We start from the raw sequence: 21,025 nt of genomic DNA, 5'->3' as shown, positions 1-21,025 counted from the left end.
CGCGACCACTGCTCACCAGGAAATCGTCAGCTCAACCGGCTCCAGGGAATGCATGGGTTTGCCCGCCACCACCGCCAGGCGGTGGCCGCTGGAATCGGGGGTGTTCATGCGCTGCGTCTGGCCGGTTCTGCTGGCTGAAGCGCTGGCAATGGCCTGGACGTCCACGGTAGCCGGGCAGCTGATGCGCAGGGTGCCGGCGTTGCCGTCCGGCTGTCCACGATGGGTGCAGCGGTGGTCCGCCGTCACGGCTTCACTGAAGCTGCGCAACATGATGGTCACATCAAAAGAGCCGGAACTCGTTTGCGCCTGGGCTGTGCTGCAAATGCCGAGCAGCGACTGGACGAACAAGGCAATGGCAAACACAAATTTGATGGGTTTCATGGCGCAACTCCTTAAAACTATCAGCTGATGCGACCATGCTAGCGAATTTGATAATTTGAAGCAATTGGTAAAATTAACCGTAAAACTGTTACTTTGTGACGTTTCACACAAATCAAGCGACAAATTTGATTTTTGTTATTAGTTCATCATTTTTCTGTGATTTATTGGCCAAATTCAAGGGGGTTTTGCAGTTTGAACGCGGCGTCATCGCGAATTTCGCTCTTTTGGGGCCTGGAAGCACCAGAGCGGCGCGGCCGGTATGGCCGTCGACTTGAAGAGGATCGCTACCGAACCGGCTTTCAGCCGGCCTAGTAGCTGATGGTGACCGTCACGCCGGTCTGGGTCGCGGTGCAGGCGCCCGAGGAGCAGGTGCCTGCCTGACCGGCGGCGATGCTGCCGGTCACGGTGTAAGGCTGGGCGAGACCGGTCCCTGTTGTGCCCGCGCTGCTAAGCGCCAGCGTGTAGTTGAGGCCCAGCAGCGTGCCCGAGGTTGGCGAAAGTGCCAGGGTGTAGGTGGTTCCGCGTGTGCAGTCCACCGTGAAGTTCATGGTGGCTGTCTGCGGTGTGGCGGCAAAAGAGGTGTAGTTCAAGGTCAGCGTGGACGGGGAAATCGCGCCGGGGGCCAGGTTGCCGGTGGCTAGCTGCCCTACGAAGCAACTGGCAATGATGCTGACGGTAGGGCTGAAAGTGGTCGTCGAGACGACGGCGCCGGTCGTGGTCAGTTGCAGGCTGGCGGTGAATGCTTCGTCATAGATTCCCGGCGTTCTGCCGGTTTGCCCCGCGGTCACCACAAAGTCATAAGGCAGCACCACGCTCACGCTCAGTGCGGTGGCGAAATTTAACGTCCCGTTGACGCGCGCGGTCCCGGCGTTGGTCCACTCGGTCGCGGTGCCGTTTTTGCGGATGCTGACATTGAGCCGGTCGGCGGTGGTGGTAGTAACTGCCCCATGGCGAAAGACGCGGCGGGGGGTGCCCGTTCGGGTCCCGAAATCGATGCTGACCCAATAGGTCTGGGTGTTGGCATCACTGACTAGGCGCGTGCAGTTCACCGTGATGGTGCCGGACGCATTGGAAGTGGTGCCCTGGCCGTTGACGTAATTGAGATCGACTGAGGTGGACGAGAGTGCGCAACTGATGGCCGCATGCGTTTGCAGCGCGCAGGTGCACAGCAGGCTTAGCAGGGCAACACGCAATGCGCAAAAGACACTCATCGATTGGCTCCATGACATCGCCCACGCCTGTGCGAGTGCGACAACTTTCATCCCAGTGATAGTAACGTCTTGTAGCAGTATGGTGAAGGCTGCGGTATCGCGCCGTTTTTGCGGGTTCAGTCGCGGGAAATTCGTGACAAATGTCACGCTGTGCGCCTGGGCCGAGGGCTCGGGGCCTGCGCGGAAACAGAAAAAAACGAGACGTGCTCAGTAGCTGATGGTCAGGGTCCGAGGTTGCGGTGCGCTGGTGCACGTGCCCATGCCGCAGGTGCCGGACTGGCCGCCGGGGATGCTGCCGTTGATCGTGAAATTCTGCGGGAAGCCGGTGCCGGTCTGGCCCGCGGAATTGCTCAAGGCCAGGTTGTAGGTGAGCGTGAGCAGGGTTCCCGTGGTCGCGTCCAACGCCATGGTGTAGGTTTCGCCCTGGGTGCAGCGTACGGCATATGCCGAGCTGGCTGTGGCCGCTGCCGCCTGGAATGAGGTGTAGTTGAACTGGATGTTTCCGGGGGGCGTGCTGAGCAGGCAGACGGACTGGTTGTTGATGCTGACGGCGAAGGTGGGAAAGACGTCCGTGTTGTTGTTGGGGCCGTTGTCATAGCGCAGGCGCATGGTCACGGTGTCGGTGAAGATCTTGGCGCTCTTGTTGAGCCCGGCGGCAATGCGGCTGTAAAAGACGTGCGTGACGCTGGCCGTCAGGGCGCTGCCGAAGGTGATCGTTCCCGCGAAGTCGGTGGCATTGGTATAGCCCCATTCCCCGTTCCCGGGCGCCGTTCTGAAAAGGTCGTAGGCCATCTGGTTGGCCGCGCCGGTGCCGTTCACCGCCTGGTTGGTGCTTCCGGCGCCGGGGTTGAAACCGTCGTCGGCCCGCAGGGTATAGGGCGAGGTGGTCGGGTCCGTGGGGCCGCGCGAGCAATTTATCGTGACGGTCCACGCGCCGTCCGTGGGGCTCGGGTCGTTCGCAAAGTAGACCATCTGCACGGGCGTTGCCGTGGCGTTGCAGACCAGCGCGGCCATAGCCGGTGCCGCGCCCGCGAGGGACAGGCATGCCGCCGCGGCGAGGCGCCAGGGGTTCATGGGATTCACGGTTTGACTCCTGAGCAGTGGACCGGGCCCACGCGGGTGATGTCTTCAAGGTTGCCGGGCGGCAGCTCGACGGTAAAGGTGCAGCTTGCGCCGTTCCATTTCAGGCGCAACTGGTTGGTGGTTTGCAGGCCGGTGACGAAGGCCTCGCCGCGCCGGGCGACAAAAAACTCCTTCTTGTCGCCGACCAGTTCGATGTCGGCGCCGGCGGGCGCGGGCTCGCCGCCGTCGAGCACGATGCGGATCAAAGCACCGCGGCCCGAGCGCACGGGGAAGGTGATCTTGACCGCGCCGCGCAGGGCCGGCACGGCCTCGCGCTCGATCGAGTCGAGCTCGGCGCTGATGGGCAGTTCTGTCGGGTCCAGCCGCACGCTGTTGCGCTGGAAGGGCAGCAAACGCGGCAGCAGGGCTATCCCTTTCTCGTCGGTGCGGGTCAGTGTGCTTCCCTGGAAGCCCACGCCGACATTGGCATAGCCCGGCACCTCGACGATGGCGAAGCTGTCCTGCACCCGTCGTGTCGCGAAAGCCTGGCCTTCGGCCATGACCAATCCCCCTATCAGGCCCAGGCGCAGGTTCTGCTGGGTCTGCCCGGCACTGACGTCGGCTGAAAACAGGCCTTTGCTGCCCTGGTAATAGGCGCCGCCTTCCGTATACCCGCCGTCGGCGCGCGAGCCCAGCGCCGTGCGCCAGCCCCAGCCGGTTTCGGCGCTCAGCGCCCGGCTGGCATTCACATAACTTTCGGTGGTGCCGCTGCGGCTGGTGACGCCGGCGGCGACAGTGATGCGGTTTTCCAGGGGCACGATCAGCGTCGCGCCCACCGATGTCCCGGTGGAGATTCCGCTGAGCCGGGTGGCGCTCAGCGTCAGGGCGCTGTGCGGTCCGAGCCGCATGGTGTAGTTGACGCTGACGGTGTCGAGTTTGCCGAGGTCGTAGTTGTCAAAGCCCGCATAGCTGACGTTAAAGGCTCCGAACTTGTCGGTGCTATAGCTGTAGCTCGCGGTGGTTTGCAGGCGCGGCAGCGGGGCCGCCGTGTCGATGCCCAGTTGCCGGTAGCCGCGCGATGCGCCTTCGGCGCTCAGCGAAACGCCGTGGCGCAGGCCGGTGCGTTCGATGCCGACCAGCCAGTTATGGCCGCTGCCGGCGGTGTCGCTGCGGCTGAAGGACACCGCGGTTTGTCCCAGCATCTGGAAGGGCAGTTCATAGCTGGCGCCCGCGCCCACGCGCGCCAGGGGCCGGGACCATTCGCCGTTGGCCTCGACGGTGATGCTCTTGGTCAGGCCCTGGCGCCACAGGCCCGACACAAAGCGGGGGCCGTAGTCGGCATTCTCGGTTCCCAGCTGGTTGCGTATGGCTCCCGCCTCGAAGCTCCAGTCGCTGAGGTTTTCCTCCAACAGGTTGGCATTGCTGAAAAAGGACTGGGTGATGACCGTCTCGCGGCCCAGGATGTCGCGCACGACCACACGCGCCTCGCCGGCACCCGTCAGCGCGGGGAAGTTGTCGATGCTGAAAGGGCCGGAAGGCACCTTGGAGGTCTGGCGCAGCGCGTCGTTGACATACAGCTCTACGGTGCTCGGGGCGGCAGACAGCCCGGTCACCGTGGGAATGGGCTGGGTGACGAACCCGGGCTGCAGGGAAAAGTTTTTCGCGAACTGCACCCCGCCAAAATAGACCGAGCGTCCCGAAATGCCGGTGCGCGTGCTGCTGTCGCCCAGGCGCAGGGTGCTGTTGGATTCCAGGAAGTTGCGCGTGTAGGTGGTTTCCAGCCGCCGCCAGGACGCCTTGAGCGTCGGATCCTGGCTGACCAGGTTGCGACCCACGTAACTGCTGGTCAGCAAGCCCCATTGGCCCGAAAACCCGAACTCGGTCAGGGCCCCCAGGTCTCTCGCATTTGAGGTGCCACCAATGGAATCGCGGTTGTGGCTGGTAAGGTAATTCAGGTCGTAGTTGGCAAAAAACGCCGGGATGGACGGCGACAGCGGGGGCCGCATGGCGGACTCCTGCGTCAGGCGCACGGCGTTGAAGGCCGCCGGGGAAAACACCAGGTCGACCGACTGGTCGGCAAAATTCAGGCGTGCCTCGAACCCGGGGATGGACGAGAGGGCATACCAGCGCTGCCCCTGGAAATCAATGTCTTGCGCGCTGGGGCGGCGGTTCAGGCGCCATTCTTCAAAAGCGTCCTCGGGCGCGTAGAGGATGCCGTTGCGCTCCAGCAGGGTCCAGACCCCGCCCTTGGTGCTGTTGATGAACACCTCCAGCGGAAGGAGCCGGTCATTGGCGGTGCGGGCTGCGGGTGGCGCATTGGATGAGGCTGCGACCTGTGCCTGCACCGCCAAGCCGTAGCAAAGGGCGGCGATGCCTACGGCCAGGGGGTGTTTTCGCAGAGCCCATCTACTCCTCATGGAACAAAGCGCCCGTCAGGGCAGCGCGATGCTGGTTGTCAGGCTTTGTCCGTCGTCAAAGGTCACCACCAGTTGGGCCTGGCCTGCCGTCAAGGCCTGCTCACCCTTGAGGCTGACGGTTTTACGGGCGCCCGGAAGGATATAACTGCCGCCTTCAAACCGGGCCAGCGTCTGCGGGCCTCGCGTTACGACGGCTTCCCGTATTTGCGCATAGGCCGAGCCGGTATTGCTGCACTGCAGGCTGAGGGTTTTGGCATCCGAGAGTTGATTGGTGCAGTTGACCTCGCGCTTGGCCGCCGGCGGGGTAATGAACACCGGCATGCTCAGGGCCAGTGCGATGGGAACCTGGATGCCGGATGCGGGCAGCGCTTCCGGTACTTCGCGAATGATCATGCGGTAGGTCAACTGCCGGCTTGCGTCAGCCGGCTTTAACAGGGCCAGCCGCACTACCTGCCGGGCCTTGGGCGCCAGCTTGATGATGGGGGGGGCCAGGATCAGGTCTTCAGTCAGCACAAGTTCGTCCGTGCCATCGGGCTTCTGGGTCCAGGCGTTGATGTCGGCCTGCAGCACTACTTCGGTATCCGCCTCGTTGGTCAGTGTGACGGCGATGGCGCGGTCGCGCGGCGTCATGTAAAGGCGGACAGGCGTTACGGAAAATACCCCGGCTGTGGCGGTGGCCCAGGGCCCAAGCAGACTCAGCAGGAGAGCGTAGGTGACGAGGCTGCTTCGGCGCTGTGGGACGTTCATCCCTAGAAGGATACCAGCATCTCGACTGATTTAGCCTGATTGCCGGCATGGGCGACGCGCACGGCTGTGAGCGTTCCGCGGACGTCCTGAAAGCGCAAACGGGCTTGCGTTTCCATGGCCGCGGCTTCCGGGCCCATGGCATAACGCCGGCTTTCGAATTCCCATCCGTCATCGGTTTCGTCGCCCGCCGAGGCCTGGCGCTGGTCGTCCAGCCGGCAGGCTGCGCGGGGAGCCGGGTCGTTGCGGGACGCCTCACTGCGGCAATAGTCGGGCAGCAGCGAATCCCGCGTGGGCCGGTAGCCGGGCATGAACCGGGAATTCCCCAGGGCGCTGGCATTGACGCTGCGGACCTGCACGATATTGACAAAGACGTTGGAATTGCAGCTGACCTGCAGCGAAGCACCGCCGCTTCCCGAGCCGGTGGTGCTGGTGCAGGCGTTGGCGACACCGCTGAGGTTGATCTGAACGCCGAACTGCCCGCCCGAGGTGCCGGAAAAGCTGCAGATCCCCGTCAGAAGCAGGGAAACACCGAGAGCCAGCCTTGCAAGCGAGCGCATCGGTGTTTTCATGATCAGGGCTCTGGAGCTCAAGGGCCGATCAGTAGGTGATCGTCAGGGTGCGGGTTTTGTTGGTCGATGCGCCGTTCGTGCAGGCGCCGCCGACGGTGGAGCACTTGCCCGCCTGGTTGGCAGCCATCGAACCGGTCACCGTGTAGGCCTGGGTGGCGCCGTTGCCGGTGCCGCTTGCTGCGCTCAGTGCCAGGGTGTAGTCGAGGTCGACGGCGTTGTCGGTCACGGCGCTGGAATCAAGTGCCATGGCGTAAGCCAGTGTTTTTGTACACTGGATCGTGAACGCGCCAGCGGTGGTTTGCGCCTGGGCGCCTGCCTGGAACGAGGTGTAGTTGAACACGACGTCCGAGGTTTTGGTGTATTTGCAGGCGCTGGTCAGGTTGATGGTGACATCGAACTGTCCAGTGGCCGTCGCTGCTTGAGCGGGCATGGTGGCGATAGCGGCAAGGCCGAGGGCGATTACTAAAATGAGCTTTTTCATGACTGTTCTCCGGTTGAGTGAACGAATGACGGGGACGAAATTTGAAGGTGAATGAACTGTAACTAGGTATTTCAGAAAAAAGCTGCTTTGTAACCGTAACAGAGCCTTCAAGTAGGGAATTTGTCACGTCAGATTGTTGAAAATATTGGATTTATTCGCAAGTGAAACCTAAAGAACTACACGTAACAAAGGTAAATCGTACCCAAAAAACCGCACTTTCCCGTGCTGCGCCAGCGAATATGTAACGATTTAGAAACATTTATGCCCAAGACCATGCAAAAACAAACCCTCTCTTTCCAGGCGGAGGTGGCCCAGCTGCTCAAGCTGGTCACCCACTCCCTGTACTCGAACCCCGAGATCTTTTTGCGCGAGCTGATTTCCAATGCGTCGGATGCCTGCGACAAGCTGCGCTTCGAGGCGCTCAATGAGGCTTCGCTGCTGGAGAACGACGCCGAACTCAAGGTGCGCGTGAGCTTCGACAAGGCCGCCGGCACGCTGACCATCACCGACAACGGCATAGGCCTGTCGCAGCAGGAAGCCATCGACAACCTCGGCACCATCGCCAAGAGCGGCACGCGCGACTTCATGGCCAAGCTTTCGGGCGACCAGAAGAACGACGCGCAGCTGATAGGCCAGTTCGGCGTGGGTTTTTATTCGGGCTTTATCGTGGCCGACAAGATCACGGTGGAAAGCCGGCGCGCGGGCCTGCCGGCGGGCCAGGGCGTGCGTTGGACCAGCGACGGCACCGGCGAGTTCGAGGTCAGCGAGATCGAGCGCGCGGAGCGCGGCACCAGCATCATCCTGCACCTCAAGGAGGATTCGCTCGACTACCTCAATGCCTGGAAGCTCAAGGGCATCATCAACAAATACTCCGACCACATTTCCCTGCCCATCCTGATGCCCAAAGAGGAGTGGAAAGAGGGTGAAAACGACCAGCCCGGCGAGATGGTGACGACCGGCGAGTGGGAGACCGTCAACCAGGCCGCGGCCCTGTGGACGCGCGCCAAGAAGGACATCACGCAAGACCAGTACGACGAGTTCTACCGCCAGATCAGCTACGACAGCGAGGCGCCGCTGGCCACCACGCACAACCGCGTGGAAGGATCGACCGAGTACACGCAGCTGCTATTCATCCCGTCCAAGGCGCCCATGGACATGTTCAACCGCGACAAGGCCGCGGGCGTGAAACTTTACGTCAAGCGGGTCTTCATCATGGACGACGCCCAGGCCCTGATGCCGACCTACCTGCGTTTCGTCAAGGGCGTGGTGGACTCGTCCGACCTGCCGCTCAACGTCTCGCGCGAGTTGTTGCAGGAAAGCCGCGCCGTCAAGGCCATCCGCGAAGGCTGCACCAAGCGCGTGCTGGGCATGATCGAGGACATGGCCGCCAACGATGCGGAGAAGTTCCAGGCTTTTTACGACGAGTTCGGCGCCGTGCTCAAGGAAGGCCTGGGCGAGGACTTCGCCAACCGTGACCGCCTGGCCAAGCTGCTGCGCTTCGCCTCATCGACGACCGACACGGTCAGCGTGGGTTTTGCCGACTACAAGGCCCGCATGAAGGAAGGCCAGGACGCGATCTACTACATCACCGCCGACACGCTGGCCGCCGCGAAGAACAGCCCGCAGCTCGAAATCTTCCGCAAGAAGGGCATCGAAGTGCTGCTGATGGCCGACCGCGTCGACGAGTGGGCGCTCAACTACCTGCACGAGTTCGACGGCACGCCGCTGCAGTCGGTAGCCAAGGGCGCGGTAGACCTCGGCAAGCTGCAGGACGAGGACGAGAAAAAGGCCGCCGAAGAGGCGCAGGCCCAGTTCAAGCCCATCCTGGACAAGCTCAAGGAAGCGCTCAAGGACAAGGCCAAGGACGTGCGCGCGACCACGCGCCTGGTCGATTCGCCCGCCTGCCTGGTGGTGCAGGACGGCGACATGTCGACCCAGCTGGCCCGCATGCTCAAACAAGCCGGCCAGGCCGTGCCCGAATCCAAGCCCATCCTCGAAGTCAATGCCCAGCACCCCTTGGTCAAAAAGCTCGAGAGCAGCGAACACTTCGACGACCTGGCGCACATCCTGTTCGACCAGGCCCTGCTGGCCGAAGGCGGCATGCCGGGCGACCCCGCGGCTTACGTGCGGAGGGTTAACGCGCTGCTGGTGTAAGACCGGTCTTTACGCAGGCCCCTGCAAAGCCCGCCTCGAGCGGGCTTTTTCATCGCGCGGTTTTTCTTGCGGCCTTTCGGCGCCGGCGCCGCCATCTGGTCGTAGAGCTGCTTCGCCCGTGCCTCAGGCTTCGAAGCCGCAAGCCAGCCGCGTCGCGGCGTTGCCGGGGCTGGCCAGCATGGCGATGAGTTCACTCGCTGCCTGCGCGTTGTTCGAAGCGGTGCATACCGCCGCCGTATAGACGGTCGCCAGTTCAAATACCTTGGGCAAGGCGGCCACCAGTTCCACGCCGGGGGTGAACAGGATTTCAGTGACCTGGGTGCAGCCGAACAACCCGGGCTCATCGCACTCCGCCATGGCTTTCATGGCGGCCGCGCCGTTGGGATAGGGCCGCAGCCGGCCGGCCAGTTCGGCCTCCAGCCCCAGTTCCCTGAGCACCCGCATGAAGTGGATGCCCGCCGTGGCTTTCACCGGGTCGGGGAAGTAGATGCCGCGCGCGGCCTGCAGCGCGGCCTTGAGGGCGGCGGCGCTGCCTACGTCCACGAGCTGTTCGCCGGTTTTCACGGCCACGCCGGTTTTGACGGCGCCCAGCGGGCGCGCGCTGGCCGCCCGCACATGCCCGCTCTCAGTCAATTGCGAGATCAGCGCCTGGCTCAGGATGATCACGTCGCAGGGCTCGCCTGCCAGCAAGCCGTCCTTCATCAGGCCCACGGCCCCGAAGGTGCCGGCGATGTCGAAGCTGTGTTGCGCGCGGAAACCGTCCTGCAACTGTGTCACCAGCCCTTGGGCCGCGCCACCGCTGAGAAGGTGCAGTACGGGGAAGGAGGAATGTGCCATCGTGCAGCCCTCAGTCCACCGTGATGTGGGCGGCCTTGATCACGCCCGCCCATTTAGCGATGTCCTCGCGGGCGTATTTGTCAAAAGCTTCCGGGCTCATCACCATGGGCGTGGCGCCCTGTTTGCCCCAGAGCTGCTTGATCTCCGGCTGGCCGGTGATTTTCGACACGGCCTCGTTGAGCTTGTCGACGATCGCCTTGGGCGTGCCGCGCGGCGCCATCAGGCCCAGCCAGATGGTGGCCTCGTAGCCGGGCACGCCGGCTTCGTGCAAGGTCGGCACATCGGGCAACACCTCGGAGCGCTGCTTGCCGGTGGTGGCCAGCGCCTTGACCTTGCCGGCCTTGACCTGTTCGGCCATGGTGGTCACGGCGTCGAACATCACGTCGACCTGGCCGCCGATGACGTCGGTGCGCGCGCCGCTGCTGCCGCGGTAGGGGATGTGCACCAGGTACACGCCGGCCATGCTTTTGAAAAGCTCGCCGGCCATGTGGTAGGGCGTGCCCGGGCCGGACGATGCGTAGTTGAGCTTGCCTGGCCGCGCTTTCGCGTCGGCGATCAGCGCCTTCAGCGTCGAATCGGGCAGGGCCGGCGTGGCCACCAGCACCAGGTCGGAGTAGTTGATGGGCGCCACCGCCACAAAGTCGCGCATCAGCTGGAAGGGCTTGTTGGCGATCAGCGTTTCATTGACCGTGTGCGCATTCGACATCAGCAGCAGGGTGTAGCCGTCGGGCGCGGATTTCGCCGCCGCGTCGGTGCCGATCACCGAGCCCGCGCCGGGCCGGTTGTCCACCACAAACGATTGCCCCAGCGCGTCCTGCAGGCGCTGCGCCATGAAGCGCGCATAGACGTCGGCCGGGCCGCCCGCGGCAAAGGGCACGATGATGCGCACCGCTTTGGCCGGGTAGCTTTGCGCCAGGGCCGGCGTGAGCGCGGCTGTGGAGGCCAGGCCGAGTGCGAGAAGAAGGGCGCGAAAGAATGGCTTGCTCATGGACGACTCTCAGGATGAAAGAAGTTACTCGACCTTGCCGATCCGTTTGACGATGTCCGCCATGCGCTTCGCATCGGCCTGCACGTATTTCTCGAAGTCCGGGCTGTCCTGGTACAGCACCGGGCTGCCGGCGCCCAGGATCACCTCCTTGACCTTGGCGTCCTGCGCGGCAGCCTTGGCCGCGGCGCGCAGGCGCTGCGCGATAGGCTCGGGCGTGGCTGCGGGGATGAAGAGGCCCGACCACTGCGCGTACTCGGCATTGAAGCCGGCGTTTTTGAGGCTGGGCACCTCGGGCATGGAGGGCAGCACGTCGCTGCCCCAATGCGCCAGCACACGCAGCTTGCCGGCCTTGACCTGTTGCAGCACGGTGGCCGGGCCGGAGGACACGGCGTCTATCTGCCCGCCTAGCAGCGCCACCACCGCCGGGCCGGCGCCGGTGAAGGGGATGTGCGTGAGCTTGATGCCGGCGTTCTGCGCCAGGATTTCCATGGGCACGTGCATGGTGCCGTAGTTGCCGGAGGATCCGTAGTTGATCGCGCCGGGGCGTTTTTTGGCATCGTCGACAAACTGCTGCACCGTCTTCCACGGCGCATCGGCGCGCACCGCCAGCACGGTCGGGTCGGCGGTGTAGCGCGCGATCGGGCGCAGGTCGGTGAGCGCGAACATCGGGGGGCGGCCCAGCAGCGCGTCGGCCTCGGGGATCACCGTGAGCGAGGAGAGTGCCATGACGACGGTGTAGCCGTCGGGTCTGGCCTTGGCGGTGTAACCCATGCCGATGCCGCCGCCCGCGCCGGCCTTGTTTTCGATCACGACCGGCTGGCCGAGGTCGCGCGTCATGGCTTCGGCCACCGGCCTGGCCACCAGGTCGGCCAGGCCGCCGGGCGGGAAGGGCACGATCATGGTGATGGGTTTGGTGGGCCAGGCGGATGGGGTGGATTGGGCGGCGCACCAGCCGTGGGATGCCAGCAGCAGGGCGGCCAGCAGAAGCGGGCGAAGTTTCATGCGATGTCTCCAGACTGCCGCCGTCAAGGTGCGGGGCTGCTGGACATCCTAGTGGGGGGGGAGGCATTTCAGCCTCATCGCAATCCCTATGTGTACGTAGCACCTATCCGATTTATCCGGCTTTACACGACCAGCGGCGTCTCCTGCATGGCTTCAGTCTGCTCTTCGAGCATGTCGACCTGGCCTTTCCAGTAGTCGCTGGAGCCGAACCAGGGGAAATTGATCGGGAAGATGGGGTCGTGCCAGCGCTGCGCCAGCCAGGCGCTGTAGTGCACCAGGCGCAGGGTGCGCAGCGGCTCGATCAGCGCGAGTTCGCGGCGGTCGAATTCGCGGAACTCCTCGTAGCCGTCCACCAGCGCGCCCAACTGCCGGGTGCTCTGGCCCCGGTCGCCGGAAACCAACATCCACAAATCCTGCACGGCCGGGCCGCTGCGGGCGTCGTCGAGGTCGACAAAATGCGGTCCCGCCAGCGGCAGGCCTTCGGGTGTCCACAAGATGTTGCCGGGGTGGCAGTCGCCGTGCAGGCGCAGGGTGCGCACGTCGCCCACGCTTTCAAACACGGTTTGCGCCACCAGCATGGCTTCGTCAAAGGCCTTGCGCCAGCGCGACTCCATGTCCAGCGGGATATAGCCGTGGGCGCCTTTCGCGCCATCGCCGCCCAGCAGGATGTCGCGCGGGGCAAAGCCGAAAGTCTGCAGGTTGAGCGCCGGGCGGTGGGCAAAAGGTTTGGCGCTGCCCACGGTATGGATGCGCGCGAGGAAGCGGCCTATCCATTCCAGCACCTCGAGGTTGTCGAGTTCGGGCCGGCGCCCGCCGCGGCTGGGCGAGACGCTGAAGCTGAAACCGCCGAAATGGTGCAGCGTGGCGCCCTCCAGCACCAGCGGGCCGACGACAGGAATCTCGGCGGCCATCAGCTCGGCGGCGAAAGCGTGCTCTTCGATGATCTGCGCGTCGCTCCAGCGGTCCGGCCGGTAGAACTTGGCGACCACCACGTCGCCCGCCAGGTCGGCATCACCCACCGGGCTTTCCAGGTGCACCTGGTAGACGCGGTTTTCGTAGCTGGACAGCGCCATCAGGCGGCCGTCGCCCAGCAGCCCCACGCTGGCCAGCGCGTCGAGCACGCGGTCAGGGGTCAGCGTCTCGTACGCATGCAGCGCGGCGCTGGCGGGGGCTTGGCTTTTGTCGGTCATGCCCTGATTGTCGACGCAGATGCCGGGCCCAGCCAGCGGGGCTTGTAAACGCCTGTGCGGGCTGGGCCGAGCGCTGTTCAGGGGCGCAGGATGTGGCCGGTGCGCGGATTGCCTTTGCCGGTGAGCACTTCGCGGTACACCGCTTCCAGCGATGCCTGGCCGGCATGCCGTTGGGGAAGAAGCCAGGGCGGCCGTGCGCCGGTCACTTGCCGGGTGAAATCCTGCCAGGCTTGCGCCAGTTGCCGGCCGAAGGCTTCGCCGCCCCAGTCGGCGACGCGCTTTTTGACCTGGGCCGGTGCAAAAAACAGCACCGGCCTGGGGCCCGGCAAATCCCGGTTGCCGCCCTTGGCCGCCAGTTCGTCGACATGGGTGCCGCCTATGGAGCAGTTGTAGCGAAGCTGGCCGAAGCGGCTGTGGATGCGCTGGCGCAGGCCGACGCTGCCCGCGAAGTCGACGTAAATACAGGGCGTGTCGGCGGCGATGCTGTCCAGCTCTTCATACGCCAGCACGCGGTGGTAGCAGCCCAGGCTTTCACAGAAGGCCTTGTTGCCCGGCGAAGTCAGGCCCACGACCTCCAGGCCTGGGCGCCTGGCGAGCTGGAAGGCCGTGCCGTAAGCGGTCTTGCTCGACGCGCTGGACAGCAGCAGCGTGGTGCCCCCGCCGAAAAAATCGTTGTCGGCCAGGAAATCGTCAATCAGGAAGGAGGTGATGAAGAGCGGGCGCAGCAGTGACTGCACGTCCTCGGTGGCCGCGTCGTAAAACGGGTCCGTGCTGCAGCGCATGTACTGGTTGTAGACCACCGGCAGCGCCTGCCGGTGCGCGGCGCCGTCAAAAAAGCCCGCGGGCGTGACGCGCGCGGGCTGCACCACCAGCTCGCTGCCCATGGGGTAGTAGCCGTAAAACTTTTCCCCCACGGCAAGGCCCTCGCACAACGATTCCGTCACCACGGCGAAGCCCCAGACCGGAATGCAGCCCCAGTCCTCTTCGCCGGTCGGGAAAAACTGCCAGTAATTCATCGCCTCGCCAAAGGCCGCGTAGGTGATGTTGTTGGCTGTGAGCGCGAAGGACTCCACGCGCAGCCGCGCCTGGCCGGACGCCAATGACGCGGGCGCGATGGCTTGCCAGCGGGTTTGGGACAGGGCGTCTTTGTGGACCTGGAATGTGCTGGTGGTGACTGCGGTGTTCATGCACTACACCGTAAATGAAACGGCCCGCCGGTTCAACACAGGCGGGCCGCTTTGGCGACAGCAAGTTGCCTTGCCCGTCGGTTTGATTACTTCAGGGTAATCGTCACGTCAATGTTGCCGCGGGTCGCGTTGGAGTAAGGGCAAACCTGGTGCGCTGCATCCACCAGGGCCTGGGCGGCGGCGCGGTCCATGCCGGGCAGGGTCACGTCCAGGCGCACAGCGATGCCGTAGCCGTTGGGGATCTTGCCCAGGTCAACGCTGGAGTCGATCGACACATCCGCGGGCACGTCGATCTTCTTCATGCCGCCCACGGCCTTCATCGCGCCGATGAAGCAGGCTGCGTAGCCGGCCGCGAACAGCTGCTCGGGGTTGGTGCCGGTGCCCGAAGTGCCGGGTGAGCTCAGCGTGACGTCCAGGCGGCCGTCGTCGGTCTTGGATTTGCCGTCACGGCCGCCGGTGGTGTGGGCGTGGGCGGTGTAGAGAACTTTTTCGAGCGTGGTCATGGTGGCTTCCTTTGGAGATACCCCGGTTCGGGGCGGGTTAAAAATCAGTGAGAGAGTGAAAGGGATCAGGCGGTGAGGCGCTTGCGGAAAGACTGGACTTGCTGTGTCAGCGACACGAGTTCAGGGATCGAGCATTGTGTGGCGCTCAGGATGCAGCCGGGGATCTTCGCGGCCTTGGTCTTAAGCTTGCGGCCCTCAGCCGTCAGCGTGATGTGTACGCGGCGTTCGTCCTGCACGGCGCGCAGGCGCGAAACCAGGCCGGCGGTTTCCATGCGCTTGAGCAGCGGGGTCAGCGTGCCTGAATCCAGGTACAGCCGTTCGCCGAGTTCGGACACCGTGAGGCCGTCCTGCTCCCACAGCACCAGCATCGCGAGGTATTGCGGGTAGGTCAGGCCCAGCTCCTCGAGCAGCGGCTTGTAGAGCTTGGTCATGGCCAGCGAGGTGGAATACAGCGCGAAACACAGCTGGTTGTCCAGCTGCAGCATGGCGTCCACGGTGTCGGTTTTGTTTGGCATGGGTGGAATTATAGCTCACAATTAAATTGTGTGCAAGTTAATTTGCTAAGAGATGTTTCGAGGACATGACGCATGCCGGGGATGCGGCCTGCGGGTTCAGGCGCGGCCCCAAAAGAAAAAGGCTTCAAAACCGAAGTTTTGAAGCCTTTCGGGCTTTGCTCAGCGCGGGGCTGAGTCAGCTGGTTCGCAGGGCTTAGTAGCCGCCGCGGCCACCGCCGCCGCCACCACCGTAGCCGCCGCCACCGGAACGACCGCCACCGCCGCCGCCGTAGCCGCCACCGCCGGAGCGATCGCCACCACCGCCACCGCCGCCGTAGCCGCCACCACCGCCGCCGAAGCCGCCGGTACGGGGAGGACGTGCCTCCATCGGACGGGCTTCATTCACGGTGATGCTGCGGCCGCCGAGGGACTGGCCGTTCATGCCGGTGATTGCGGCTTGCGCTTCGGCATCGTTGCCCATTTCGACAAAGCCAAAGCCTTTGGAGCGACCGGTGTCGCGTTCCATCATGACTTTAGCGCTGGTGACAGCGCCGAATTGGCCAAAAGATTGTTGCAGATCTTCGTCGCGAACCGAGTAAGGCAGGTTGCCGACGTAAAGTTTGTTGCCCATGGAGGGACTCCTCAAAAACACATAAAAACAAAAAGCGATGGGGTCCCGAAAGCACAACAAACCAAAAAGTACCGCCGTAGCGCGCGAAACTGACCGATCACCAACTTGTACGGGTTTTTGCAACCCGAACTGGTGGATTATGCGCCTATAACAGGCTGAGCGCCTTTTTTCGTCGTTTTCTTGCTGTTTTCACTTCCCTCGCCCTCTGGGGAGAGGGCGTCATGGCCGGTGAAAAGGCCTTTGTGCCGCCTGGGATAAGGCCTTGCGGCACCCCACTAAACTTGGGGCCATGCAGACCCCCAGCACCGCGCGCGCCGCAAAACCTTCAAAAAATGCCGGAAAACCCGCACCCGCCGCCCAGGCCATTGAAGAGCTGCGCCCGGGGCAGTCGATTGAACTGCTGAAAGAGCTGCACATCCTCACACGTGAGGGCAAGCTCAACCAGGACACCCGGCGCAAGCTCAAGCAGGTCTACCACCTCTACCAGTTCATAGAGCCCCTGCTGAATGAAGCCGCGGCGCGAAAGGCCGGCTTCACGCTGGCCGACCACGGCGCCGGCAAGTCCTACCTGGGTTTTATCCTTTACGACCTGTTCTTCAACGTGGCGCACGCGGCCCAGCCCATGGCCGGCCATGTCTACGGCATAGAAACCCGCGCCGAACTGGTCGAAAAATCACGCAGCCTGGCCGCGCGCCTGGGTTTTGCGCGCATGTCTTTCCTGAATCTGACGGTGCAGGAGGCCACAGCTTCGGCCGAATTGCCGCCCACGGTCGACATCGTCACCGCGCTGCACGCCTGCGACACCGCCACCGACGACGCGATCGCCTTCGGCCTGGCCAAAGGCGCGCGCCACATGGTGCTGGTGCCCTGCTGCCAGGCCGAGGTGGCCGGCGTGCTGAAGAAAAGCCGCGCCCTTTCGCTGGCTAAAACCCCGCTGGCCGAACTCTGGCGCCATCCGCTGCACACGCGCGAATTCGGCAGCCAGATCACCAACGTGCTGCGCTGCCTGCAGCTCGAAGCCAACGGCTACCAGGTCACCGTGACCGAGCTGGTGGGCTGGGAGCATTCGATGAAGAACGAACTGATCCTGGCCAGCCGTCCCGCCCAGCCCCAGGCCGGCAAAACGCGCGCGGCGCAGGCGCGTTTGCGCGAGGTGCTGGACGAGCTGGGCCTGGGCGAGCTGACGGAGCGTTTCGCCGTCACAGCCGAAACCGCCTAGGCCAGGCCGCGGCGCTCAGAGGCCAGCAGCCGGATATTCGCGATCAGTGCCTGCTGCGCCGGCGTGGGCGCCATGTCGGCGCGCAAGGTCAGGCCGACCAATTCCTCCGTGCCCACCATGCTCACGGGCAGTTGCAGCAGCGCGCCGCAGTCCAGGTCCGGCCGCACCGCGCCCAGCGGCGAGACCCAGACCGCGTCGCTTTGCAAGGTGTAGCCGCGCGCGATCGACACCGACAGCGTTTCGATGGTGCGCACCGGCAAGGCCAGGCCGCGTGTGAGGAAAAAACCGTCCGCCGTGTGGCGAATCGCCGTGCCCTGCGTGGGCAAGATCGCCGTGAAGGCCTGCAGCCCCGCCAGCAGGTCGGTTTTGGGGCCGCCTTGCGCCAGCAGCGGATGGCCGGGGCGTACCGCCAGCACCAGCGGGTCGGCGTACAGGTGCTCAAAGTTCAGGCCCAGCATATGGGCCGGCTCGGCAAAGCGGCCTATGACCAGGTCCAGCTCGCGCTGCCGCAGGCGCGCCAGCAGTTCGGGATTGGCGCCTGTGTGTATGCGCAGGCTGGTATGCATGTCCGCCTGGGCTTCGGCATCCTGTCGCAGCAGCAATTGCGGCAGCAGCCAGGGCGCGACTGTGGGCAGCACGCCGATGGCGACCACGGCATTCCCCTGGCGCCGCGTCTGCGCCACGCTGGCCACGGCTTCACGCAGCGCGCTCACACTGGCGCCGGCGTGGCGCAAAAAAGCCTCGCCCTCGCGCGTGGGCACCGCGCCCCGGCGCCCGCGCTCGAACAGGCGCACGGCCAGCAGGTCTTCGAGTTCTTTCAGGGTCTTGGAGACGGCCGGCTGGGTAATGGCCAGCACGTCGGCCGCCTTTTGCAGGCTGCCGTGCTGCGCCACCGCCAGGAAGCACTGCAAATGCCGGTATTTGATGCGTTCATCGACCATCCAGCGATTTAACCACTGGCAAGCACTGTTGGCCAATTTGGTTATGGATAAGACGCAAAAATGTCAATATACATAACCATTCAGTGCGACTAAAGTCTTCCCAGCGCCGGAAGTAGCCGCCGAAGGCATCCAGGCAGCCCATCTGACCCACGGAGACACGCCACCATGAAACCCGACCTGAACACGAGCTTTCTCGCCCCACGCGACTGGAGCAGCCATTCGCCGCATATCTATCCCGGCTACAAGTCCACGCTGCTGCGCGGCCCCAAGCAGCCCCTGGTCCCGATCAAGCAGGCGCTGGCCCAGCTCAATGCGCCGGTCTACGGCATCGAGCAGTTCGGCCCGCTCGACAACGACCTGACGAAGAACGCCATCATGAACGGCGACCCGCTGGGCGAACGCATCATCGTCACCGGCCGCGTGACGGACGAAGACGGCCGGCACGTGCGCAACACCCTGGTCGAAGTCTGGCAGGCCAACGCCGCCGGCCGCTATGTGCACAAGGTCGACCAGCACGACGCGCCGCTGGACCCCAACTTCCTGGGCGCCGGCCGCTGCATGACCGACAACGAAGGCCGCTACAGCTTCAAGACCATCAAGCCCGGCGCCTACCCCTGGGGCAACCACCCCAACGCCTGGCGGCCGCAGCACATCCACTTTTCGCTGTTCGGCGATTACTTCGCGAGCCGTCTGGTCACGCAGATGTATTTTCCCGGCGACCCCTTGCTCAGCTACGACCCCATGTACATGGGCGCACCCGACAGCGTGCGCGAACTCATGGTGTCCAAATTCAGCCTCGACGTGACTCAGCCCGACTACGCGCTCGGTTATGTGTTCGACATCGTGCTGCGCGGCCCCAAGGCCACGCGTTTTGAATAAGCGGCAGGAAGACACCACCATGAGCCAGCTCAAACAGACCCCTTCGCAAACCGTCGGCCCCTTCTTCGCCTACGGCCTTACACCCACGCAATACGGCTACGACCTCAAAAGCCTGTTCACGCCCGTGCTGGCCCAGCCCAGCGCGCAAGGCGAACACATACGCATCACCGGCCAGGTCTTTGACGGCGCCGGCAACGCCGTGATGGACGCCATGGTCGAGATCGCCCAGCCCGACGGCAGCGGAAAGCCCATCGACTCGGTGGCCGACGCCGAAGCGCGCGGCTTCACCGGCTTCGGCCGCTGCGGCACCGGCACCCTGCCGCAAAGCCACTACGAGTTCTTCACCGTCAAACCCGGGGTGGAAGCGCCGGGCCAGGCGCCCTTCATCAATGTCTGCGTGACCATGCGCGGCCTGCTGGTGCACACCTTTACGCGCATCTACTTTGAGGATGAGGCGGAAGCCAACGGCAAGGATGCGGTGCTCACGAGTGTGCCGGCGGCGCGGCGAGCCACCCTGGTGGCCAAACGCGAAGTGACGGCGGCAGGGCCGCAGTACCGCTTTGACATCCATATGCAGGGCGACAGGGAGACGGTGTTTTTCGACCTCTGAGCGCATGGGGGCTTGTGAGGCCCTGGTGTGACAGGTCGGGTGCGAAAGGGCTATAAAACCGGTTTCTCCACGGGAGACCGGCATGACCATTGAACTCGACCATTCCATCGTGTCGGCCCGCGACAAGGTGGCCTCGGCCCGGCAGCTGGCGGAGCTGCTGGGCGTGCCCTGGGCGCCCACAGCCTTGGGGCCCTTCTCCGCCGTCTACGTCAACGAGGGCCTGACGCTGGACTTCATCGACACGGACGAGGACTTTCCCGTCCAGCATTTCTGCTTTCGTGTGAGCCCACAGGAGTTCGACGCCATCCTGGGCCGCATCCAGGCGGCCGGCATTCCTTACCGCAGCACGGTGCGCGGCCCCATGGACCAACAGGTCGACACGCAGTTCGGCGGCAAGGGTGTTTACTGGAACGAGCCCGAGGGGCATCAGTGGGAGATGCTCACCGTCAGCTATGCGCGAGAGGCGAAGTAGCTTTCAACCCGGCGGTTTAAACCGGGACGTACCCCCAAGAGCCACTCTACGCATCGTCCCCATAGTCATGGTCCGGATGGTTCACCGTGCCTAACTTCCAGTAACCGCGGCCCACGATGCGGCTGCGCTCCACGCCGAGTTCTTCAATCAGCAATTGGCGTATGCGGCGCATCGCCGCAGCTTCGCAGGCCAGGTAGATGCGGGCATCGGCGAGGGGTGCGCCAGCTTTGCGCAAGGCGGCTTCCAGTGCGCTGCCGGCCTGGGTGTTGTTGGCGCCGCGCGCCACCCATCGAGCGTCCACTTTGGCGGCGCTTTGCAGCGGGCGCTCTTCGGCGACATCGACCACTTCAACCAGCACCTGCGCCTGCGCGCTCGCGGGCAAGGCGGCCAGGATGGTTTCAAACGCGGGCAGGGCGCTGTCGTCACCGATCAAAAAATGCACAGGCGCGTCCAGCGCGAGTTTGTAGCCGGGGCCGGGCCCCATCAAAAACAGCACCTGGCCGACCTGCGCCTGCGCGGCCCAGGTGGATGCGGGGCCGTCGCCGTGCAGCACAAAGTCCACGTCGACCTCATGCAAGTCCGCACGCACGGCCAGCGGCGTGTAAGTGCGCATGGACTTCGGCCTCGGTCCGTCGGGCAGCGGGCGATCCGGTTCTGTCTGGCCGGGCTCGGGAAAAATCAGCTTCATATAAGAGGCTGGGTCGTTGACTTCAAAGCCTTCGAGTTCTGCGCCCTGCAGCGTGATGCGACGCATCAGCGGACTCAGGGTTTGCACACGCGTGACCTGCACGCGGCGCGGCGGACGGCGTTTGCGCGGCGGGGCTTCGGGGGAGGGGACGGCGGCAGCGGGTGTGGTGGACATGATGTCTTTCAAAAAGGCTGGCGCTTCATGCGCGGCCTGAGGGTGAAATGTTCTAGATGAGAATAATTATCATCTTGTTGCAATGACCGGTGCTGGGTAAGGACAAAGAGGCAAACGTCCTACCCAGGCGCGCGAGGCCGGTGCAGTAAAGTAAGACCAGGCGGCGCCCTTCCGGCCTTGCGGCCGCC

The 21,025-nt window shown here is 64.2% G+C and carries 22 protein-coding genes; 5 read left to right on the top strand and 17 right to left on the bottom strand.

Annotated features, from left to right (window positions below):
• Positions 1–12: 12 nt before the first annotated feature.
• The 7 genes from AC1D0O_RS12140 to AC1D0O_RS12110 form a co-directional block, all read right to left on the bottom strand.
• Positions 13–381, bottom strand: a complete 369-nt coding sequence (locus AC1D0O_RS12140; protein ID WP_477653782.1) for a Csu type fimbrial protein — start codon at positions 379–381, stop codon at positions 13–15.
• Between the two features lie 308 nt (positions 382–689).
• Entirely contained in the window at positions 690–1,592 is a 903-nt protein-coding gene (locus AC1D0O_RS12135) for a hypothetical protein (protein WP_477653781.1), read from the bottom strand.
• A 207-nt stretch (positions 1,593–1,799) separates the two neighbouring features.
• A complete protein-coding gene (locus AC1D0O_RS12130) occupies positions 1,800–2,666 on the bottom strand; it encodes a spore coat protein U domain-containing protein (RefSeq protein ID WP_477653987.1) in 867 nt (288 codons plus the stop codon).
• A gap of 5 nt (positions 2,667–2,671) precedes the next feature.
• Complete coding sequence (locus AC1D0O_RS12125) at positions 2,672–5,071, bottom strand: fimbria/pilus outer membrane usher protein (RefSeq protein ID WP_477653780.1); 2,400 nt, start codon at positions 5,069–5,071, stop codon at positions 2,672–2,674.
• A 15-nt stretch (positions 5,072–5,086) separates the two neighbouring features.
• Positions 5,087–5,818: a fimbrial biogenesis chaperone gene (locus AC1D0O_RS12120; RefSeq protein ID WP_477653779.1), complete on the bottom strand. Its 732-nt coding sequence runs from the start codon at positions 5,816–5,818 to the stop codon at positions 5,087–5,089.
• A 2-nt stretch (positions 5,819–5,820) separates the two neighbouring features.
• On the bottom strand, positions 5,821–6,387 hold the full coding sequence (locus AC1D0O_RS12115; RefSeq protein ID WP_477653778.1) for a hypothetical protein: 567 nt from the start codon (positions 6,385–6,387) through the stop codon (positions 5,821–5,823).
• Positions 6,388–6,415: 28 nt separating this feature from the next.
• Entirely contained in the window at positions 6,416–6,868 is a 453-nt protein-coding gene (locus AC1D0O_RS12110; protein WP_477653777.1) for a Csu type fimbrial protein, read from the bottom strand.
• Positions 6,869–7,141: 273 nt separating this feature from the next.
• On the opposite strand from AC1D0O_RS12110, the gene htpG reads away from it, so the two are divergent.
• A complete protein-coding gene (htpG, locus tag AC1D0O_RS12105) occupies positions 7,142–9,022 on the top strand; it encodes a molecular chaperone HtpG (RefSeq protein WP_477653776.1) in 1,881 nt (626 codons plus the stop codon).
• Between the two features lie 123 nt (positions 9,023–9,145).
• On the opposite strand, the gene AC1D0O_RS12100 is transcribed toward htpG, so the two are convergent.
• The 8 genes from AC1D0O_RS12100 to AC1D0O_RS12065 all read right to left on the bottom strand — a co-directional run bounded on the left by AC1D0O_RS12100 (position 9,146) and on the right by AC1D0O_RS12065 (position 15,854).
• Positions 9,146–9,859, bottom strand: a complete 714-nt coding sequence (locus AC1D0O_RS12100; RefSeq protein ID WP_477653775.1) for a molybdate ABC transporter substrate-binding protein — start codon at positions 9,857–9,859, stop codon at positions 9,146–9,148.
• Between the two features lie 10 nt (positions 9,860–9,869).
• Positions 9,870–10,847, bottom strand: a complete 978-nt coding sequence (locus AC1D0O_RS12095; protein WP_477653774.1) for a tripartite tricarboxylate transporter substrate binding protein — start codon at positions 10,845–10,847, stop codon at positions 9,870–9,872.
• A 24-nt stretch (positions 10,848–10,871) separates the two neighbouring features.
• Entirely contained in the window at positions 10,872–11,849 is a 978-nt protein-coding gene (locus tag AC1D0O_RS12090; RefSeq protein ID WP_477653773.1) for a tripartite tricarboxylate transporter substrate binding protein, read from the bottom strand.
• 122 nt (positions 11,850–11,971) lie between these two features.
• The gene (locus AC1D0O_RS12085) at positions 11,972–13,039 is read right to left on the bottom strand and encodes a serine/threonine protein kinase (RefSeq protein WP_477653772.1); all 1,068 of its coding nucleotides are present in this window, start codon (positions 13,037–13,039) and stop codon (positions 11,972–11,974) included.
• 77 nt (positions 13,040–13,116) lie between these two features.
• Positions 13,117–14,226, bottom strand: coding sequence for a DUF2855 family protein (locus AC1D0O_RS12080; RefSeq protein ID WP_477653771.1), 1,110 nt, complete (start codon positions 14,224–14,226; stop codon positions 13,117–13,119).
• A gap of 86 nt (positions 14,227–14,312) precedes the next feature.
• Positions 14,313–14,729 carry an organic hydroperoxide resistance protein gene (locus tag AC1D0O_RS12075; RefSeq protein WP_007865659.1) on the bottom strand — a complete coding sequence of 139 codons (417 nt, stop codon included), beginning with the start codon at positions 14,727–14,729 and terminating at the stop codon, positions 14,313–14,315.
• A gap of 65 nt (positions 14,730–14,794) precedes the next feature.
• On the bottom strand, positions 14,795–15,244 hold the full coding sequence (locus AC1D0O_RS12070) for a MarR family winged helix-turn-helix transcriptional regulator (protein WP_477653770.1): 450 nt from the start codon (positions 15,242–15,244) through the stop codon (positions 14,795–14,797).
• A gap of 193 nt (positions 15,245–15,437) precedes the next feature.
• Positions 15,438–15,854 (bottom strand): RNA recognition motif domain-containing protein, encoded by a 417-nt coding sequence (locus tag AC1D0O_RS12065; protein WP_477653769.1) that lies wholly within the window; start codon positions 15,852–15,854, stop codon positions 15,438–15,440.
• A 289-nt stretch (positions 15,855–16,143) separates the two neighbouring features.
• Between AC1D0O_RS12065 and AC1D0O_RS12060 the strand changes: the two genes are divergently transcribed.
• A complete protein-coding gene (locus tag AC1D0O_RS12060; RefSeq protein WP_477653768.1) occupies positions 16,144–17,073 on the top strand; it encodes a class I SAM-dependent methyltransferase in 930 nt (309 codons plus the stop codon).
• On the opposite strand, the gene pcaQ is transcribed toward AC1D0O_RS12060, so the two are convergent.
• On the bottom strand, positions 17,070–18,014 hold the full coding sequence (gene pcaQ, locus AC1D0O_RS12055) for a pca operon transcription factor PcaQ (protein WP_477653767.1): 945 nt from the start codon (positions 18,012–18,014) through the stop codon (positions 17,070–17,072). The genes AC1D0O_RS12060 and pcaQ overlap by 4 nt on opposite strands.
• Before the next feature lie 165 nt (positions 18,015–18,179).
• On the opposite strand from pcaQ, the gene pcaH reads away from it, so the two are divergent.
• The 3 genes from pcaH (at position 18,180) to AC1D0O_RS12040 (ending at position 19,975) form a co-directional block, all read left to right on the top strand.
• Positions 18,180–18,893: a protocatechuate 3,4-dioxygenase subunit beta gene (gene pcaH, locus AC1D0O_RS12050; RefSeq protein ID WP_477653766.1), complete on the top strand. Its 714-nt coding sequence runs from the start codon at positions 18,180–18,182 to the stop codon at positions 18,891–18,893.
• 19 nt (positions 18,894–18,912) lie between these two features.
• Positions 18,913–19,503 (top strand): protocatechuate 3,4-dioxygenase subunit alpha, encoded by a 591-nt coding sequence (pcaG, locus tag AC1D0O_RS12045; RefSeq protein ID WP_477653765.1) that lies wholly within the window; start codon positions 18,913–18,915, stop codon positions 19,501–19,503.
• 82 nt (positions 19,504–19,585) lie between these two features.
• Positions 19,586–19,975, top strand: a complete 390-nt coding sequence (locus AC1D0O_RS12040) for a VOC family protein (RefSeq protein WP_477653764.1) — start codon at positions 19,586–19,588, stop codon at positions 19,973–19,975.
• 46 nt (positions 19,976–20,021) lie between these two features.
• Here AC1D0O_RS12040 and AC1D0O_RS12035 read toward each other — a convergent pair whose 3' ends face one another.
• Positions 20,022–20,837: a siderophore-interacting protein gene (locus tag AC1D0O_RS12035; RefSeq protein ID WP_477653763.1), complete on the bottom strand. Its 816-nt coding sequence runs from the start codon at positions 20,835–20,837 to the stop codon at positions 20,022–20,024.
• Positions 20,838–21,025 lie beyond the last annotated feature (188 nt).

The sequence above is a fragment of the Polaromonas sp. P1_F2 genome (assembly GCF_056405735.1).
Note: the sequence above shows the minus strand (reverse complement) of the source record. Positions and strands in the feature narration are given on the sequence as shown.

What these genes read in the sequence shown, in the direction of transcription:
- AC1D0O_RS12080 (WP_477653771.1), bottom strand. Translation starts at nt 14,226, where the DNA reads ATGAACACCGCAGTCACCACCAGCACATTCCAGGTCCACAAAGACGCC.
- AC1D0O_RS12115 (WP_477653778.1), bottom strand. Translation starts at nt 6,387, where the DNA reads ATGAAAACACCGATGCGCTCGCTTGCAAGGCTGGCTCTCGGTGTTTCC.
- AC1D0O_RS12095 (WP_477653774.1), bottom strand. Translation starts at nt 10,847, where the DNA reads ATGAGCAAGCCATTCTTTCGCGCCCTTCTTCTCGCACTCGGCCTGGCC.
- AC1D0O_RS12130 (WP_477653987.1), bottom strand. Translation starts at nt 2,666, where the DNA reads ATGAACCCCTGGCGCCTCGCCGCGGCGGCATGCCTGTCCCTCGCGGGC.
- AC1D0O_RS12085 (WP_477653772.1), bottom strand. Translation starts at nt 13,039, where the DNA reads ATGACCGACAAAAGCCAAGCCCCCGCCAGCGCCGCGCTGCATGCGTAC.
- AC1D0O_RS12035 (WP_477653763.1), bottom strand. Translation starts at nt 20,837, where the DNA reads ATGTCCACCACACCCGCTGCCGCCGTCCCCTCCCCCGAAGCCCCGCCG.
- AC1D0O_RS12090 (WP_477653773.1), bottom strand. Translation starts at nt 11,849, where the DNA reads ATGAAACTTCGCCCGCTTCTGCTGGCCGCCCTGCTGCTGGCATCCCAC.
- AC1D0O_RS12125 (WP_477653780.1), bottom strand. Translation starts at nt 5,071, where the DNA reads ATGAGGAGTAGATGGGCTCTGCGAAAACACCCCCTGGCCGTAGGCATC.
- AC1D0O_RS12100 (WP_477653775.1), bottom strand. Translation starts at nt 9,859, where the DNA reads ATGGCACATTCCTCCTTCCCCGTACTGCACCTTCTCAGCGGTGGCGCG.
- AC1D0O_RS12065 (WP_477653769.1), bottom strand. Translation starts at nt 15,854, where the DNA reads ATGGGCAACAAACTTTACGTCGGCAACCTGCCTTACTCGGTTCGCGAC.
- AC1D0O_RS12070 (WP_477653770.1), bottom strand. Translation starts at nt 15,244, where the DNA reads ATGCCAAACAAAACCGACACCGTGGACGCCATGCTGCAGCTGGACAAC.
- AC1D0O_RS12110 (WP_477653777.1), bottom strand. Translation starts at nt 6,868, where the DNA reads ATGAAAAAGCTCATTTTAGTAATCGCCCTCGGCCTTGCCGCTATCGCC.
- AC1D0O_RS12060 (WP_477653768.1), top strand. Translation starts at nt 16,144, where the DNA reads ATGCAGACCCCCAGCACCGCGCGCGCCGCAAAACCTTCAAAAAATGCC.
- AC1D0O_RS12040 (WP_477653764.1), top strand. Translation starts at nt 19,586, where the DNA reads ATGACCATTGAACTCGACCATTCCATCGTGTCGGCCCGCGACAAGGTG.
- AC1D0O_RS12075 (WP_007865659.1), bottom strand. Translation starts at nt 14,729, where the DNA reads ATGACCACGCTCGAAAAAGTTCTCTACACCGCCCACGCCCACACCACC.
- pcaQ (WP_477653767.1), bottom strand. Translation starts at nt 18,014, where the DNA reads ATGGTCGATGAACGCATCAAATACCGGCATTTGCAGTGCTTCCTGGCG.
- pcaH (WP_477653766.1), top strand. Translation starts at nt 18,180, where the DNA reads ATGAAACCCGACCTGAACACGAGCTTTCTCGCCCCACGCGACTGGAGC.
- pcaG (WP_477653765.1), top strand. Translation starts at nt 18,913, where the DNA reads ATGAGCCAGCTCAAACAGACCCCTTCGCAAACCGTCGGCCCCTTCTTC.
- htpG (WP_477653776.1), top strand. Translation starts at nt 7,142, where the DNA reads ATGCAAAAACAAACCCTCTCTTTCCAGGCGGAGGTGGCCCAGCTGCTC.
- AC1D0O_RS12140 (WP_477653782.1), bottom strand. Translation starts at nt 381, where the DNA reads ATGAAACCCATCAAATTTGTGTTTGCCATTGCCTTGTTCGTCCAGTCG.
- AC1D0O_RS12120 (WP_477653779.1), bottom strand. Translation starts at nt 5,818, where the DNA reads ATGAACGTCCCACAGCGCCGAAGCAGCCTCGTCACCTACGCTCTCCTG.
- AC1D0O_RS12135 (WP_477653781.1), bottom strand. Translation starts at nt 1,592, where the DNA reads ATGAGTGTCTTTTGCGCATTGCGTGTTGCCCTGCTAAGCCTGCTGTGC.